Source organism: Arthrobacter sp. UNC362MFTsu5.1, assembly GCF_000685965.1.
Taxonomy (GTDB): Bacteria; Actinomycetota; Actinomycetes; order Actinomycetales; family Micrococcaceae; genus Arthrobacter.
In genome coordinates this window covers 159,272-173,353 of sequence record NZ_JMLE01000010.1, presented here as the reverse complement: position 1 = coordinate 173,353, position 14,082 = coordinate 159,272, and the positions used below count along the sequence as shown (strand labels likewise).

Annotated in this window: 10 protein-coding genes and 1 rRNA gene; 7 read left to right on the top strand and 4 right to left on the bottom strand. The window is 67.2% G+C overall.

Translation table 11 applies throughout. The features are described from left to right. Positions 1-32 precede the first annotated feature (32 nt). From rrf to BS38_RS0111880, 5 genes are all read left to right on the top strand, one after another. Positions 33-149 (top strand): 5S ribosomal RNA (gene rrf, locus BS38_RS0111900). Between the two features lie 524 nt (positions 150-673). Beyond that, positions 674-958, top strand: coding sequence for an HU family DNA-binding protein (locus BS38_RS0111895; RefSeq protein ID WP_028271010.1), 285 nt, complete (start codon positions 674-676; stop codon positions 956-958). A gap of 121 nt (positions 959-1,079) precedes the next feature. Then, positions 1,080-3,269 (top strand): cytochrome c oxidase assembly protein, encoded by a 2,190-nt coding sequence (locus tag BS38_RS0111890; RefSeq protein WP_028271009.1) that lies wholly within the window; start codon positions 1,080-1,082, stop codon positions 3,267-3,269. Further along, positions 3,269-5,302 carry an NHL domain-containing thioredoxin family protein gene (locus BS38_RS0111885; protein WP_028271008.1) on the top strand — a complete coding sequence of 678 codons (2,034 nt, stop codon included), beginning with the start codon at positions 3,269-3,271 and terminating at the stop codon, positions 5,300-5,302. Before BS38_RS0111890 ends, BS38_RS0111885 begins: the two co-directional genes overlap by 1 nt. A gap of 226 nt (positions 5,303-5,528) precedes the next feature. Next, positions 5,529-6,356, top strand: coding sequence for an endonuclease domain-containing protein (locus BS38_RS0111880; RefSeq protein WP_028271007.1), 828 nt, complete (start codon positions 5,529-5,531; stop codon positions 6,354-6,356). Between the two features lie 159 nt (positions 6,357-6,515). Here the strand turns inward: BS38_RS0111880 and BS38_RS0111875 are convergent, their stop codons facing one another. From BS38_RS0111875 to BS38_RS0111860, 4 genes are all read right to left on the bottom strand, one after another. Continuing rightward, positions 6,516-7,508: a hypothetical protein gene (locus tag BS38_RS0111875; protein ID WP_028271006.1), complete on the bottom strand. Its 993-nt coding sequence runs from the start codon at positions 7,506-7,508 to the stop codon at positions 6,516-6,518. Between the two features lie 143 nt (positions 7,509-7,651). Then, positions 7,652-9,370, bottom strand: coding sequence for a helicase HerA-like domain-containing protein (locus tag BS38_RS0111870; RefSeq protein ID WP_028271005.1), 1,719 nt, complete (start codon positions 9,368-9,370; stop codon positions 7,652-7,654). Between the two features lie 9 nt (positions 9,371-9,379). Beyond that, on the bottom strand, positions 9,380-9,844 hold the full coding sequence (locus tag BS38_RS0111865) for a GNAT family N-acetyltransferase (protein WP_231511226.1): 465 nt from the start codon (positions 9,842-9,844) through the stop codon (positions 9,380-9,382). A 107-nt stretch (positions 9,845-9,951) separates the two neighbouring features. Continuing rightward, positions 9,952-11,904 carry an FAD/NAD(P)-binding protein gene (locus tag BS38_RS0111860; protein ID WP_028271003.1) on the bottom strand — a complete coding sequence of 651 codons (1,953 nt, stop codon included), beginning with the start codon at positions 11,902-11,904 and terminating at the stop codon, positions 9,952-9,954. 268 nt (positions 11,905-12,172) lie between these two features. Between BS38_RS0111860 and BS38_RS0111855 the strand changes: the two genes are divergently transcribed. Both BS38_RS0111855 and BS38_RS0111850 read left to right on the top strand, forming a co-directional pair. After that, positions 12,173-13,237 carry an amino acid ABC transporter permease gene (locus BS38_RS0111855; protein WP_028271002.1) on the top strand — a complete coding sequence of 355 codons (1,065 nt, stop codon included), beginning with the start codon at positions 12,173-12,175 and terminating at the stop codon, positions 13,235-13,237. After that, the gene (locus tag BS38_RS0111850; RefSeq protein ID WP_028271001.1) at positions 13,234-14,076 is read left to right on the top strand and encodes an amino acid ABC transporter ATP-binding protein; all 843 of its coding nucleotides are present in this window, start codon (positions 13,234-13,236) and stop codon (positions 14,074-14,076) included. Before BS38_RS0111855 ends, BS38_RS0111850 begins: the two co-directional genes overlap by 4 nt. Positions 14,077-14,082: the final 6 nt, after the last annotated feature.

Here is a 14,082-nt window from a genome sequence, read left to right as displayed (position 1 = left end):
CCCCACGGGGCCGGCCGGTGCGGAGCAAGGGTTACGGCGGTCATAGCGTGGGGGAAACGCCCGGTCCCATTCCGAACCCGGAAGCTAAGACCCACAGCGCCGATGGTACTGCACCCGGGAGGGTGTGGGAGAGTAGGTCACCGCCGGAACACCATTCAGGTCGAGAGCCCCAACCACACGGTTGGGGCTCTCCCACTTTAACCACCACACACAAACCCACTCCCGGAACGTGCACCCCCAGGGGCAACCCACTCCCAGATCCCGGGCCCCTCAGACGAACCCTCTCGCGGATCCTGCGTTGTTCTGACGGACCCTCTCGCACCACCGGCACCGCCCGGCCACGCCGGCCAGGCACCCAACCCACCCACCGCCGTCGAACCCCCCGGTGAGAGAGCGTGAGGTTGGAACCCGCAGGAACTGAGAGAGCGTTGCCAGGGCGGGCACGAAAGGCGAGAGAGCGTTCTGGCCCGTCCCTGCGGGAGCTGCGGCGACCGTCCGCTGATGGCGAAATACGGGGCCAAAAGGCCTCAAAACCGGTGATTTACCTCAAAAAATGGCGGAAACACGCGGAATTTGCGGACCTGACCGCGGCAAGCTGGTAAGTTTTCGAACAGTGGCTTGTGCGCACGCCGCGTTCAGGCTCCAGAAATCATGACCGTCCAGGAGGACATCAATGGCTAAGAACCGTAGTGAACTTGTTTCAGAGGTAGCAGGCAAGGCCGGCACCAGCCAGGCAGCCGTCAACTCCGTGCTCGATGCACTGTTCGAGGTATTCGAGACCTCTGTCGCCGCGGGCGAGAAGATCACCATCCCGGGCTGGCTCGCAGTTGAGCGCACCGACCGTGCAGCTCGCACCGGCCGCAACCCGCAGACCGGCGAGACCATCCAGATCGCCGCTGGCCACAGCGTCAAGCTGACCGCTGGCTCCAAGCTGAAGGCTGCTGTCTCCAAGAAGTAGCACCGGCGTCCAACGCTTGAAAGGGAGCGGCAACCTGAGGGTTGCCGCTCCCTTTGCGTTAACTGCCGTTAGCGCACCCGGCCGATTCGCGGCGCAGGCACCCGTAGCGGACAATGGATAGGTGCCCTCAGCAGCAAAATCCCGCCCCACCGTTCCGCAGCCTTCCCCCACTCCGGGCAGGACTGGGGCATCCGGCAGCGTGGCGGGCATTTCGCGGGCATGGCAGTTCGCCGGCCTTGCAGCACTCTTCCTGGGACTTGCGGCCGCACTCCTGTTCTCCGGAGCCGCCGCTGCACGCGAGGTGTCCGATCCCGGAGCGCTGATCCGCTGGGGGCTGCCCATCAGCAAGGCCATCCACAACGTCTCGCTGGCCACGGTGATCGGCGGCCTGATTTTCGCCGTCGGCATTCTGCCCCGCAACGCCAACGGATCCCGGTCCAAGGACACAGCGACACCCGAGCATCCGGCGTTCTCCCGTGCCTTGGCCGTGGCCGCTGCTGCCGGCGCCGCATGGACGCTGTCAGCGATTGCAGTGCTGGTGCTGACCTATTCGGATGTTGCCGGCCAGTCCCTCTCCGGGGATGCGGAGTTCACCCGCGCGCTGGTCTACTTCATGACGGACATCGAAACCGGGCGGGCCTGGCTCGCCGTCACCATCGTTGCCGCAGTGGTGACCACGGCACTGTTCGGGGTGAGGTCCCTGACGGGCCTGGCCCTCACGCTAGTGCTGTCGCTGGTGGGCATGGTGCCCATCGCCCTCATCGGCCACTCCTCAAGCTCCAGCGACCATGAAGGCGCCATCAACTCCCTGGCCCTGCACCTTGTGGGCGTATCCGCGTGGGTTGGCGGCATCATCATGCTGGCTGTCCTGTCCGGCATCCTGGCTGGCGCCAAGGGGGGCGCCAAGGCGGGCGCCACCGCCAACGCCGGTGCCAAAGCAGCCGGCAAAGCCGACATCACCGAGCCCACGCTCCGCCGTTTCTCCTCCCTGGCCGGATTCGCCTTTGTCCTGGTATTCGCCTCCGGCGTCATCAATGCGAGCATCCGGATCACCACCTGGCACGACCTTTTCGGATCCGCCTACGGGCAGATGGTGCTCGCCAAGGCCGTCGCCACGCTGATGCTCGGCGGCATCGGCCTCATGCACCGCCAATGGGTGATCCCGCAGCTGAACCGCAAGGGCGGTGCCCTCTCCTCCCGCCGGGTGCTGTGGCAGCTGGTGATCGCGGAACTGCTGATCATGGGTGCCACCTCAGGCATCGCCGTCGCCCTTGGCCGTTCAGCCCCGCCTCAGCCCACCACCTTCGCTCCCGACGCCTCGCCGGCGTTCATCCTCTCCGGCTACGAACTGCCGCCAGAGCTGACTCCGGAACGCTGGTTGACCGAATGGCGGCTGGACTGGCTCTGGATCGCCGTCGCCGCCTTCGGCCTCGTCTCGTATTTCCTCGGCGTCGCCAAGGTCCTGCGCCGCGGCGACAAATGGTCCTGGTTCCGGAGCATCAACTGGGTGATCGGGCTGGTGGTGCTCACCTACATCACCTCCGGGCCGCCGTCCGTCTACGGCCGGGTGTTGTTCTCCGCCCACATGGTGGACCACATGGCGCTGACCATGGTGGCGCCGATCTTCCTGGTGCTTGGCGCCCCCGTGACCCTCGCACTGCGCGCCCTCCCCGCGCGCGGAGACGGCTCGCGGGGCCTGCGTGAATGGCTGCTGCTGTTTGTGCACTCCAAGTTCTCCCAGCTGGTGACGCACCCGCTCTTCGCCGCGGCCAACTTTGCCGGTTCCATCGTGCTGTTCTACTACTCGGATGCGTTCGGCTACGCCATGCGCGACCACGTGGGCCACGAACTCATGAACCTGCACTTCGCCCTCACCGGCTATATCTTCGTGCTGACCATGATCGGCACGGACCCGCTGCCCCGCCGCGCGCCCTACCCGATGCGGCTGTTGCTGCTGCTGGCCACCATGGGCTTCCACGCCTTCTTCGGCGTCGCGATCATGGGCGGCACCAACCTGCTGGCCGCGGACTACTTCGGCAACCTGGGCCGGGCATGGGGGCCCTCCGCGCTGCTGGACCAGCAGATGGGCGGCGCAGTGGCCTGGGGCATCGGCGAAGTACCCACGCTCCTGGTGGCCATCGGCGTTGCCATCATGTGGTCCCGTTCGGATGCACGGGAGTCCAAACGGACCGACCGCGCGGCGGACAGGAATAACGACGCCGATCTCACTGCTTACAACGATATGTTTGCCAAGTTGGCTGAACGCGACGCCAAGCTGGCTGAACGCAACTCAAAGCTGGAAGGACGCTGATGAGCGAAACCGTACGCACCCACCTCCGGGTCCGCGCCTCCGAACTGGTGGGCCGTAACTGGCTGAACACCGGCGGGAAATCCCTGGACCTGGAAGCCCTGCGCGGCAAGATCGTGCTCCTGGACTTCTGGACCTTCTGCTGCATCAACTGCCTGCACGTGCTCGATGAGCTGCGCCCGCTCGAGGAGAAGTACTCCGACGTCCTGGTGACCGTGGGCGTGCACTCCCCGAAGTTCGAGCACGAGGCCGACCCCGTCGCCCTCGCGGCCGCCGTGGAGCGCTACGAGATCCACCACCCCGTCCTGGACGACCCCGAACTGGAAACCTGGAAGGCCTACACAGCACGCGCCTGGCCCACCCTGGTGGTCATCGACCCCGAGGGCTACATCGTGGCGCACCTGTCCGGCGAAGGCCACGCGGACGGCCTCTCCGTACTGATCCCGGAACTCATCGCCCAGCACGAGGCCAAGGGCACCCTGCACCGCGGCAACGGCCCGTACGTTGCTCCGGAGCCGACGTCGGGCACCTTGCGGTTCCCGGGCAAGGCCCTCTTCCTCCCGGCCGGCCGGGGCACCCGCTCCAACGGGACTGCAGATGCCGGGACGTCCGACGGCGGGACGTCCGGCGGCGTCGCGCCCGACTCCGGCTCCTGGCTCGTTACGGACACCGGCCACCACCGGTTGGTGGAACTGGACACGGACTTCCACACAGTGCTGCGCACCTACGGTTCCGGGACGAAGGGCTACGCCGACGGCCCCGGCGCCGACGTCGACTCCGTCAAACCCGCCGCACAGTTCAACGAGCCGCAGGGCCTTGTCCTGCTGCCGGAAGACGTGGCAGCGAAGACCGGTTACGACGTCGTAATTGCCGACTCCGTCAACCACCGCCTGCGCGGGCTGTCCCTCGCGGATGGAACCGTCACCACGCTCGCCGGCAGCGGCGTGCAGCGCCTGCTGGAGACTGGGCCGGCGCGGGTGGACGAGGACGCCGCAGGCTTCACCGGCCGCCTCAGCGATCATCCCCTGGACGTGGCGCTGAGCTCTCCGTGGGACGTGGTGTGGTCCGCCAAGCTCGACGCCGTGGTGGTCGCCATGGCCGGCGTCCACCAGATCTTCAGCTTCGACCCGCTCTCAGGTGCCGTGTCCATCCTGGCCGGAAACGGGCTGGAAGGCCTTCAGGATGGCCCCGCCCACGAAGCATGGTTCGCCCAGTCGTCCGGCCTGGCCGAGGATGCCGACGGCAACATCTGGGTGGCTGACTCCGAGACGTCCGCCCTGCGCAAACTGGTGATTGACGACGCCGGTACGGTCACCGTGGAGACTGCCGTGGGCAAGGGCCTGTTCGACTTCGGCTTCCGTGACGGGCCGGCCGCCGACGCCAGGCTGCAGCACCCCCTTGGCGTCACGGTGCTGCCGGACGGTTCCGTGGCCATCGCCGACACCTACAACGGCGCCGTCCGCCGCTACGACCCCGCGACCGGAACCGTGTCCACGCTGGCGCGGGGGCTTTCCGAGCCGTCCGACGTGATTGTGGACCACACGCACACGGCCGGCTCCGAGCCGCTGCTGGTGGTGGTGGAAGCCAACAAGCACCAGCTGATCTACGTGCCCATCCCCAAGGAAGCGCAGCAGGTGGACGAGGGCGCGGTGCAGACACACCGGCCCAAGAGCCCTGTAGCGCCCGGGACGCTGGGACTGACGGTCCGCTTCACGGCGCCCACGGGACAGAAGCTCGACGACCGCTGGGGCGATCCCACGCAGCTGAAGATCTCCTCCACCCCGCACGAGTTGCTGGTGTCCGGCGGCGGAACATCAGTGGGCCTGCAGCGGACCCTGGAGCTCTCCTCCGACGTGCCGGAGGGCGTCCTGCACATCACCGCCCGCGCTGCCGCTTGCGACGGCCCCGAAACAGCCGACGGCGAGATCCCCGACCACGCGGCCTGCCACCTGTACCAGCAGGACTGGGGCATCCCGGTGGTGCTGCAGGCGGACGGCGACACTGAGCTGGTCCTGGACCTCCGCGGGATGGACTGAGGCCGGTTGCTTGAGGGCTGCCGTTCGTGACGAGGCGTCACGGACGGCAGCCTTTTGGCGTTAAAGAGGCCTCTGGATGCCGCGGATCCAGGACTCTCGAGGCGGCCAGGCTGCAAAAGGATGCACGGCGTGACGCACGGCCCCAACTAGCCAGCGTCCGTTGCGACTTTCCACATACGAGCAGTGAAGGGTGCCGGACGGTTCCCGCCCTGTGCAGGATGTCGGCATGGATGTGATGGAGGCGTTGGCTGCGTGCGGGGGAGCGGCAAGGCGGCCTGCTCTCGCCAGGCTCGGGGTGGACGACGCCGCGTTGCGACGAGCCTCCAGGGCGAACATCGACCAGCCTGCTCGGGGCGTGTATGCGCTCCCTTCGGCGGATCCTGCCCACGTGGCTCTGATCCTGCGGCGTCAGCTGCTTACCCGCATCAGTGCCGCGCCCTCCTACGGGCTATGGGTGCTGGAACCTTCCGGGCCCGCCCATGTGTACCACCGTCGTGGCGAAGTCTTCGAGCGTGAGGTGCAGCACGGCGGACTCCTCCTGCCCCCGAATTCCACGAGGCCGGTGGCAGCACTCGCCGACGTGCTGATCCATGCCCTGCGGTGCTTGCCGTTCCGGGAGTCGCTGATCATGGTCGAATGCGCCGTGGGCAGGGGCGACATGGCTGTGGAGTTCCTGCGGCAGCAGTTGCCGGGGCGCCGCAACGGGCGGGCCCGTGCCGTCCTCCAGTGGGTGGACCGCGGTGCGGAGTCGATGTTGGAGACCCTGGCCAGGACGTGCTTCCGCCAAGCAGGGATCACGGTGGAGTCGCAGGTCTACATCGACGGAGTAGGGTACGTGGACCTGCTGCTGGAAGGCTGGCTGGTCGTCGAACTTGACGGGCGCCATCACGGCGACTGGAGGCAGGTGAAGAAAGACCAACGCCGGAACAACCGCTCCGTGGTGGAAGGCTACACAGTTCTCCGCTACTACTATGCGGACGTGGTGCACGGCCCGGAGCAGATGCTGGCCGAGGTTCTCGCGGTGCTGGCCGGGCGCCGGGGTCTGCAGCCCTGAGTGGCAGCGCGTCACTGAGTGCAGGCTTTTACGCCTCCACGGAACAAGGTTCGGCAGGAATCCGCATCCGGACGAGGCACAGCGGGGTAAAAGTCTGCCCTGCGTGACGGTGCGTGACGGCCGGACTGCGTGACGGCCGGGCGACCTGGTGACGGCGCCCTAGTAGCTGAGGAGCGGGGTGACCCTGATGGTGTCGCCGTCGACGTCCAGTCGCGTGGTGAAGCTGAAGTCGTGTTCCACATCCAGGTTGGTCACGGCGCCGCTGAACAGGTCGGTCTGCTGCGCCCGCAACCGTGCCTTCCCGTCCAGCGGGGCCACCACCCAGCGTCCGCCGAAGGGCTCAATGGACACCTTGGGGTACTCGCTGATGCTCCAGTCAATGGTTCCCGGCGTCACCCGGTTGAAAGTGGCGTGGTAGAACGGGCAGTCCGGCTGCAGCTTCTGCTCCTTCACGGCTCCCGCGGCGCAGGTGTCCAGGAATTCCTTGACCTTGGCCGCCACAGCATCCCTCAGCGCCGGGGTGGCCTCCGTCAGGAGGCTCAGCGGCGCCGTCGGGACATCGCGGCCGGACACTGTGGCGCGGCTGGCCGGGGCCGAGAAGAATTCGCCGTTGAGGCTGGCCTCGTACTCGCCGGGATAAAACACGGCGAAGGTATTGCGGCCGTTGGGCATGTTCACGGGAATGCCGTTGAGGGTGGCCTGGTTGGAGTTGACCACGGTGACTTCCAGGACGGGCAATGTGGCAGGCACAAACGCCCATTTGTTGAAGAAAAGCCATTCGGTGCCGGTCCGCTCCAGCAGGAACTCGGTACTGAGCCGGCTGCCGTCAATGGTGTATTCCATCGGAACCATGACCTGGTTCCCGGTGCGGTCCTGCGTCTCGCCGAACTTCACGTTCGTCACCCGGGACGCGGCCGTTTGCAGCGCGGTTCCGTCCAGCATGGCGGCGTCGCTTTGCGGCACGGAGGCACGCAGGAGGCCCAGCGCTTTTTCGCCTTCGCCCTTCTGCAATGCATCCAAATATTCACGTACCGGCTGCTCGGGACTCGCCACCGAGGCGTTGACCAGGTTCACCGCCACAACGGCTCCGGCGATGGCAAGCATCAGGCCCAGCAGCCACCCGGCTGCGATCCTCACCAACGCTTGACTCATCTGCACGCACCTTACGTTACCGGTAAGGCACGTGAAAGCAGGTGCAGGGGCCGCCCTCCATGACGCTACAGAGCGGCTGTCAGACAGTCCGACGGCGGCTGGCTGGCTCCCGCGGTCGGCCCTTCAGGCGCCCGGCGGAGGTTCTAGCGCCGGCGCCTCGAGGAGGTGCCGAAGACGCCCCGCAGCAACTCCCGGCCCAGCTGGGTGCCGAGCGAACGGGCCATGCTTTTGAGGCCGCCGCCGAGTGCGCCGCCCAGGGCTCCGGCGAGGTCGCCCATCATTCCGCCGCCTTGTTCCTGCGGCGCCCGTGGTGCCTGGCGCTCGCTGCTGCGCGGCCGCTCCGGTGCCGGGGCAGGCCTGCTGCTGGGGCGGCCGAGGATCTCCTCCTCGATGCGGCGGGCATCGGCGTCGACCGCTGCCTGGTCCATTCCCGGAACAGGGCCGGGAACAAAGACGTCCCTGGCCGGTGTGGGCGGCTGGCCGGGGGCTGCCGCGCCCGTGGGCGCCGCGCTCTTTCCGGAGATCTTCTCGTAGGCGGATACGTTGTCAACCGCGGTGCCGTATTTGGCGAGCAGTGCGGAGCCGGCCACGGTGCTCTTGACCAGCTCCTCGGTGCTGGGGCCCATGACCGATTCCGGGGCCCGCAGCCGGGTCAAAGCCACCGGGGTAGGAGCGCCCTTCTCATTCATCACCGTGATGACGGCTTCACCAATGCCGGCCGACGTCAGCGTTTCTTCGAGGTCGTAGTCGCTCACCGGGAACGTGGACACGGTGGCTTTCAGGGCCTTGGCGTCCTCCGGCGTGAATGCCCTCAACGCGTGCTGGATGCGGTTGGCCAGCTGTCCCAGGACATCAGCCGGAACATCCTTCGGCGTCTGGGTGACGAAGAAGATGCCCACGCCCTTGGAGCGGATGAGCCGGACGGTGGTGGTGATGGCTTCCAGGAACGCCTTGGAAGCGTCGTTGAACAGCAGGTGGGCTTCGTCGAGGAAGAAGACCAGCTTGGGTTTGTCCAGGTCCCCGGCTTCGGGCAGGTCCTCGAAAAGGTCCGCGAGCAACCACATGAGGAAGGTGGAAAACACCATCGGCTTGGTCTGCAGCGTGGGCAGTTCCAGGCAGGTGACAACGCCGCGGCCGTCCGGCGCCGTGCGCAGCAGCTCGGCCGTGTCGAACTCGGGTTCACCAAAGAACGCCTCCATGCCCTGGGCCTCCAGGGTCACCAGTTCGCGGAGGATGACGCCGGCGGTCGCCTTGGACAGGCCGCCCAGCGCCTCCAGTTCGTCCTTGCCTTCGTCAGAGGTGAGGAACTGGATGACCGCCCGGAGGTCCTTCAGGTCGATCAGTTCCAGGTTGTTTTTGTCCGCAAAGTGGAAGACGAGCTGCAGGCTGGATTCCTGCGTGTCGTTGAGTTCCAAAATGCGGGAAAGCAGGATGGGGCCGAAGGACGTGATGGTGGCCCGGACCGGGATGCCGTTGCCGTCGCCGCCGAGCGCCAGGAACTCCACCGGAAAAGTCTTGCCCGCCCAGGCCTGGCCGATGCCGTCCGTGCGGGCCTTCAGTTTCTCGCTGCCCGCCGCTGCGGTTGCGAGGCCGGAGAGATCACCCTTGATGTCGGCGAGGAATACGGGTACGCCGGCGTTGGAGAGCTGCTCCGCCATCATGTGGAGCGTGACGGTCTTGCCGGTGCCCGTTGCGCCCGCCACCAGTCCGTGCCGGTTCATCATGGAGAGCGGCAGCCGGACAGGGGCATCCTTGTGGACTTCGCCGTCCACAATCGCGGCTCCCAGTTCGATGGTGGCGCCCTCCAGGGTGTAGCCCTTCTGGATGGTGGCGACTTTATCTGCGGTGGATTTGATGGCCATGCCGATAGCTTAGCCGCGCGGCTCCAGATCTTTGCTGAATGCCAGGAACTTGATGGTTTCGGGATCGGCTGCCAGGTCGAACAGCGGCTCGTAGCCGGAGTTGAGGTAGAGGTGCTTCGCCTCGGGCTGCCGCGGGCCGGTGGTCAGGTACACCCGGTTGTAGCCGCGGCGGGCGGCGAGGGCTTCAAGCTCGGCCAGCACGAACCGGGCCAGGCCGCGGCGCCGGTGGGCGGAGTGGGTCCAGATCCGTTTGAACTCCGCCGTGTCTGGCCCGTGCCGCCGGAACGCTCCGCCGGCCACGGATTCGCCGTTTTCCTGGACGATCAGCAGGGCACCCCCCGGAGCGACGAATTCCTCGGCAGGGTAGCGGTTGAGTTCTTCTGCCGCAGCTCCCCGGCCGAACAGGTTCCCGTAGCGTGAGTCGTATTCCTGGGCGAGCTCGTCAAGCAGCGGCCGCACCCGAGCGTCGTGCATGGGCAGGCTGAGCACCGTCAGTTCGGACGCCCGCACGCGCGCCGGAGCCTCCACGCGCGCCGGAGCCGACGATGTTGCCGCCGCCTGCAAAGACGCCGGCGGCACGGTTAGTTGTTCCATGGCTGAGCCTTTCCCGATACGGCCGGTACGGCCGATGCTTCATCTTCCGCCAGAACGCCAAGGATCCGGCGTGCCAGCGCATCATTTTCGCGGAACGGCGCAGCGTTGGTTCCGGGGCGGGCAAAGGCGCCGGCGCCCCAGCCGGAGGTGTTGGGCCCGACGGCGAACAACCTGCGTTGCGGTTCGCCCACCGGGCTGACGAGCTCGCTGGCCGCGGACACCAGCAGCCGGCCGGTTGCATGGAGGCCGTCGGCGGTAAGAACCGCCTGCTCGCTGCCGAATCCTGAGCTGTGCAGATACCGCAGCAGCGGATTCGCGGAGCCTGCCACCGCCGGGGCGGGAAGCCGCGCTTCGATCAAGGCCTTGGCGGACACCCGCACCCCTCCCCGGACGGACACGGCCACAAACTGCCCCGAGGCCTCATCGGCGCCGACTTCCAGCCCTGGCCCAACGAACTGCAGCAGCCCAGCCCGGTGGAGAGCCAGCAGCTGCCGCAGCCGCTGCGGCGGAGGGCCGGAGTCCACGAAACTGAAGAACCCGTGCCACCAGCCGTGCACCTCACGCTGCGACCGCGCATTCAACCGCGCCGGCGGCACCAGCCGGCCCAGGTCCATGTACACCTTGAGCAGGGCGATGAACAGGGCCAGCGTCTCCGAGTGGTCGGGGCCGGTGCGCAGCCGGAGGTCATGCTCGATGTAGGCGGCCACGGCTTCCTGGACCTCATAGTGGCTGGCGAAGTTACGTCCGGCCAGCGGCTGGTCCAGCTTCTCGAAGTCCAGGTGGAACTCCGTGTCCGGCACCGACTCGAGCACCAGCCGTTCGCGTTCGGGGCTGTACCAGTCCAGCGCGGCGAAACGGACCGAAAATTCGTCCCAGCCGGGGGCCACCCGTTCCGGGTAGCCCGTGAAGAGCTCGCGGTAGTAGCCGTAGCCCGCGTCCTTGGCGATCAGCGGCCAGAGGTGGGCGCGGAAGTCCAGCTCCCCGTGCTTTGCCAGCAATTCCTGCACCACGGCGGCGGTAAAGAACTGCGGCGCACCTGCCGGCTCGCCCCGGAGGGTGGACGAAATCTTGGAATGGTACGGAACCCCCCGCCGCGAACCTGCCCAGAGCCGCGGTTCCGCGCCGGACGCAACGTACGCCAGGCCGCCGTCGGGCGTTTCCTCGAACCGGCCGCCCCGGCCTTCAGTCAGCAGGACCACCAGGTCCACGAACGCCAGCCCCATGCCCGAGACGATCACGTCCTGGCCGGGGGCAAGCGCTGAATAGTCGACGTCGGTGGTGTAGCTGGGTGCCGCGTGGAACCCGCCGTGCCGCTCCGCAAAGCCGGCGAAACCGGCGGACGCCCCGTCCGGCAGCGCATCGGTGTGGCCAAGGGCGGAAACCACGACGTCGGCGTCAACAGTCCCGCCGCCGGCGAGCCTGACACGGTACCCGCCGGCGCCGTTGTCGCCGTCGGAATCGATCCGGACAGCGGTGTCCCGGTGGACAGTGACGTCGATATCGGGGCCAAGCGCGGAAACCGCCCGGCGGAAGAACCACTCAAGATAAACGCTCTGCAGCTGGCGGGTGGGAAACGTGGCGCCGGTGAGGGCGCGCAGCTGGCGTTGCAGTTCCGGAGGGAGCGGGGGAACGTCGGTGATGCTGCCGTCCAGCACCCCGGCAGCCCACCCGTCGAGCCCGGGGCCGTCGGCGGCGGGGCCCTCGCACGTTACGGAGGCGTCGGTGAACATGGTGATGTCCGCTGCGGCGGAGTTGAGCAGCAGGCCGGGGTGCTGGTCATAGCGCCAGATCCTGCCCGAGCCGGGAACGTGCGGCTCAATGACATGGACGGCCAGCGGGCCGGCAAACAGCTCCGGCCGGTTGGCCGCGAGGCGTTCCAGGACGCCGGCCGTCCGGGGACCGCCGCCCACAAAGGCAACGGTAGGGATGTTCGCTGGCACGGCTGCGCTCCTGTTCAGGCGGGGTGGTCCGGGACCGGGTTTTCGCCTCATGCTAGGCAGCCCGGCAGACCGCGGTCGAGGCTCTGGTCACGGCCGTTCACGCCGCGTAACAGCGCGTAAATCCACGCAAGAAAACGACTCATGACGCCGTGAGAACCTCCGTGAAGCAATGCAACATGCCGCCTTGCTGCCGCTTTCCGGCGTCCCTAGATTTGCAGCAATCCGAACGCGATAAACCAATCCAGCAGCACAAGAAGCGAGGTGGCGCATGAGTTCCACAGCAACCCGGGCAGCGCAGTCCGCGGCAGGGCCGGCCTCCGCCGGAACTGACGCAGGTGTTTCCAACCCCGGCCCGTCCGCGGAGCAGGGCGGACCCCGGGGACCCGAGAACCCGCAGTCCCGCGGACCTGCCACCGACTACGCCGACTACCGGCTGGTCCCGTCCCGCCACCCGTGGCGCTGGGTGGGCACCGCCGTCGTGGCGCTCGGCGTGGCCGCGGTGGCGTGGTCCCTGGCCACGAACCCGCGCTGGGAATGGGGCGTGGTGGCCCAGTGGTTCACCGCGCAGTCCGTGGTGAACGGGCTGGTGGAGACGCTCAAGCTCACCGCCATCTCCGGAGCCCTGGGGTTCATCCTGGGGTTCATCCTCGCCCTGATGCGCCTTTCCGCCTCGCCGCTGCTGGTCTCGGTGTCCTGGACCTTCTCCTGGATCTTCCGCTCCACCCCGCTCCTGGTGCAGATGCTCCTCTGGTACAACCTGGGCTACCTCTACGAGAAAATCAGCCTGGGCATCCCCTTCACGGACGTCCGCTTCTTCGAAGTCCAGACCACCACCCTGATCAGCCAGTTCGCGGCTGCAGTCCTGGGCCTCACCCTGAACCAGGCGGCCTACTCGGCGGAGATCATCCGCGGCGGCATCCTCTCGGTGGACCAGGGCCAGCTGGAAGCCGCCGCCGCCCTGGGCATTCCGGCCTGGCGGCGCTCCACCAGGATCGTCCTGCCGCAGGCCATGCGGGCCATCCTGCCCACCGCCTTCAACGAGATCATCGGCCTGGTCAAGGGCACCTCCATCGTGTACGTCCTGGCGTACTCGGAGCTGTTCTACACCGTCCAGGTCATCTACAACCGCACCCAGCAGGTGTTGCCGCTGCTCCTCGTGGCCACGCTCTGGTACGTGGTGATCACCTCGGTGCTCAGCGTTTTCCAGTACTACATCGAACGGCACTATTCGAAGGGCGCCGTGCGGACCCTCCCGCTGACGCCGCTGCAGAAGGCCCGCCGGTTCTTCGCCACCCACGCTGCCACCGACAACCGAGCAAGGAGCACCCGATGACCGCCACTGCCGTCGCAACAGAGCACCCGGCCGCCTCCGACACCACCCGCGGGCTCGTGGAAATCACCAAGGTCCGGAAATCCTTCGGCGCCACCGAAGTCCTCAAAGGCATCACGCTGACCGTTGAACCGGGCGGAGTGGCCGTCATCGTGGGCCCGTCCGGGTCCGGAAAGTCCACCCTGCTACGCACCATCAACCACCTGGAAAAGGTGGACGGCGGCTTCATCGCCATCGACGGCGAACTGGTGGGCTACGAGGTCCGCGGCAAACGCCTCCACGAACTGCGCGAGAAAGACATCCTCAAGCAGCGCACCGAAATCGGCATGGTGTTCCAGAACTTCAACCTCTTCCCGCACCTCACGGCGCTGGAGAACGTGACCGAAGCCCCCGTGGTGGCGCCGCGTTCCGGCAAACCGCGCCTGACCAAGGCCGAGGCCAGGGACCGAGGGCTGGAACTGCTGGACCGGGTGGGCCTCAAAGACCGCGCCGGCGCCTACCCCCGCCAGCTGTCCGGCGGCCAGCAGCAGCGTGTGGCCATCGCCCGGGCCCTGGCACTGGACCCCAAGATCCTCCTCTTCGATGAGCCCACCTCTGCCCTGGACCCCGAACTCGTGAACGAGGTCCTGGACGTTATCAGGGAGCTCGCCACCTCCGGCACAACGCTGATCATCGTCACCCACGAAATGGGGTTCGCCCGCGACGTGGCGGACACCGTGGTCTTTATGGACCAGGGGCAGATCGTGGAACAGGGCGCACCCCATGACATCTTCACCAACCCGCAGGAAGAACGCACCCGGAGTTTCTTCTCCAAGGTGATCGAACCCGCTTTCAACATCTAAAGGACC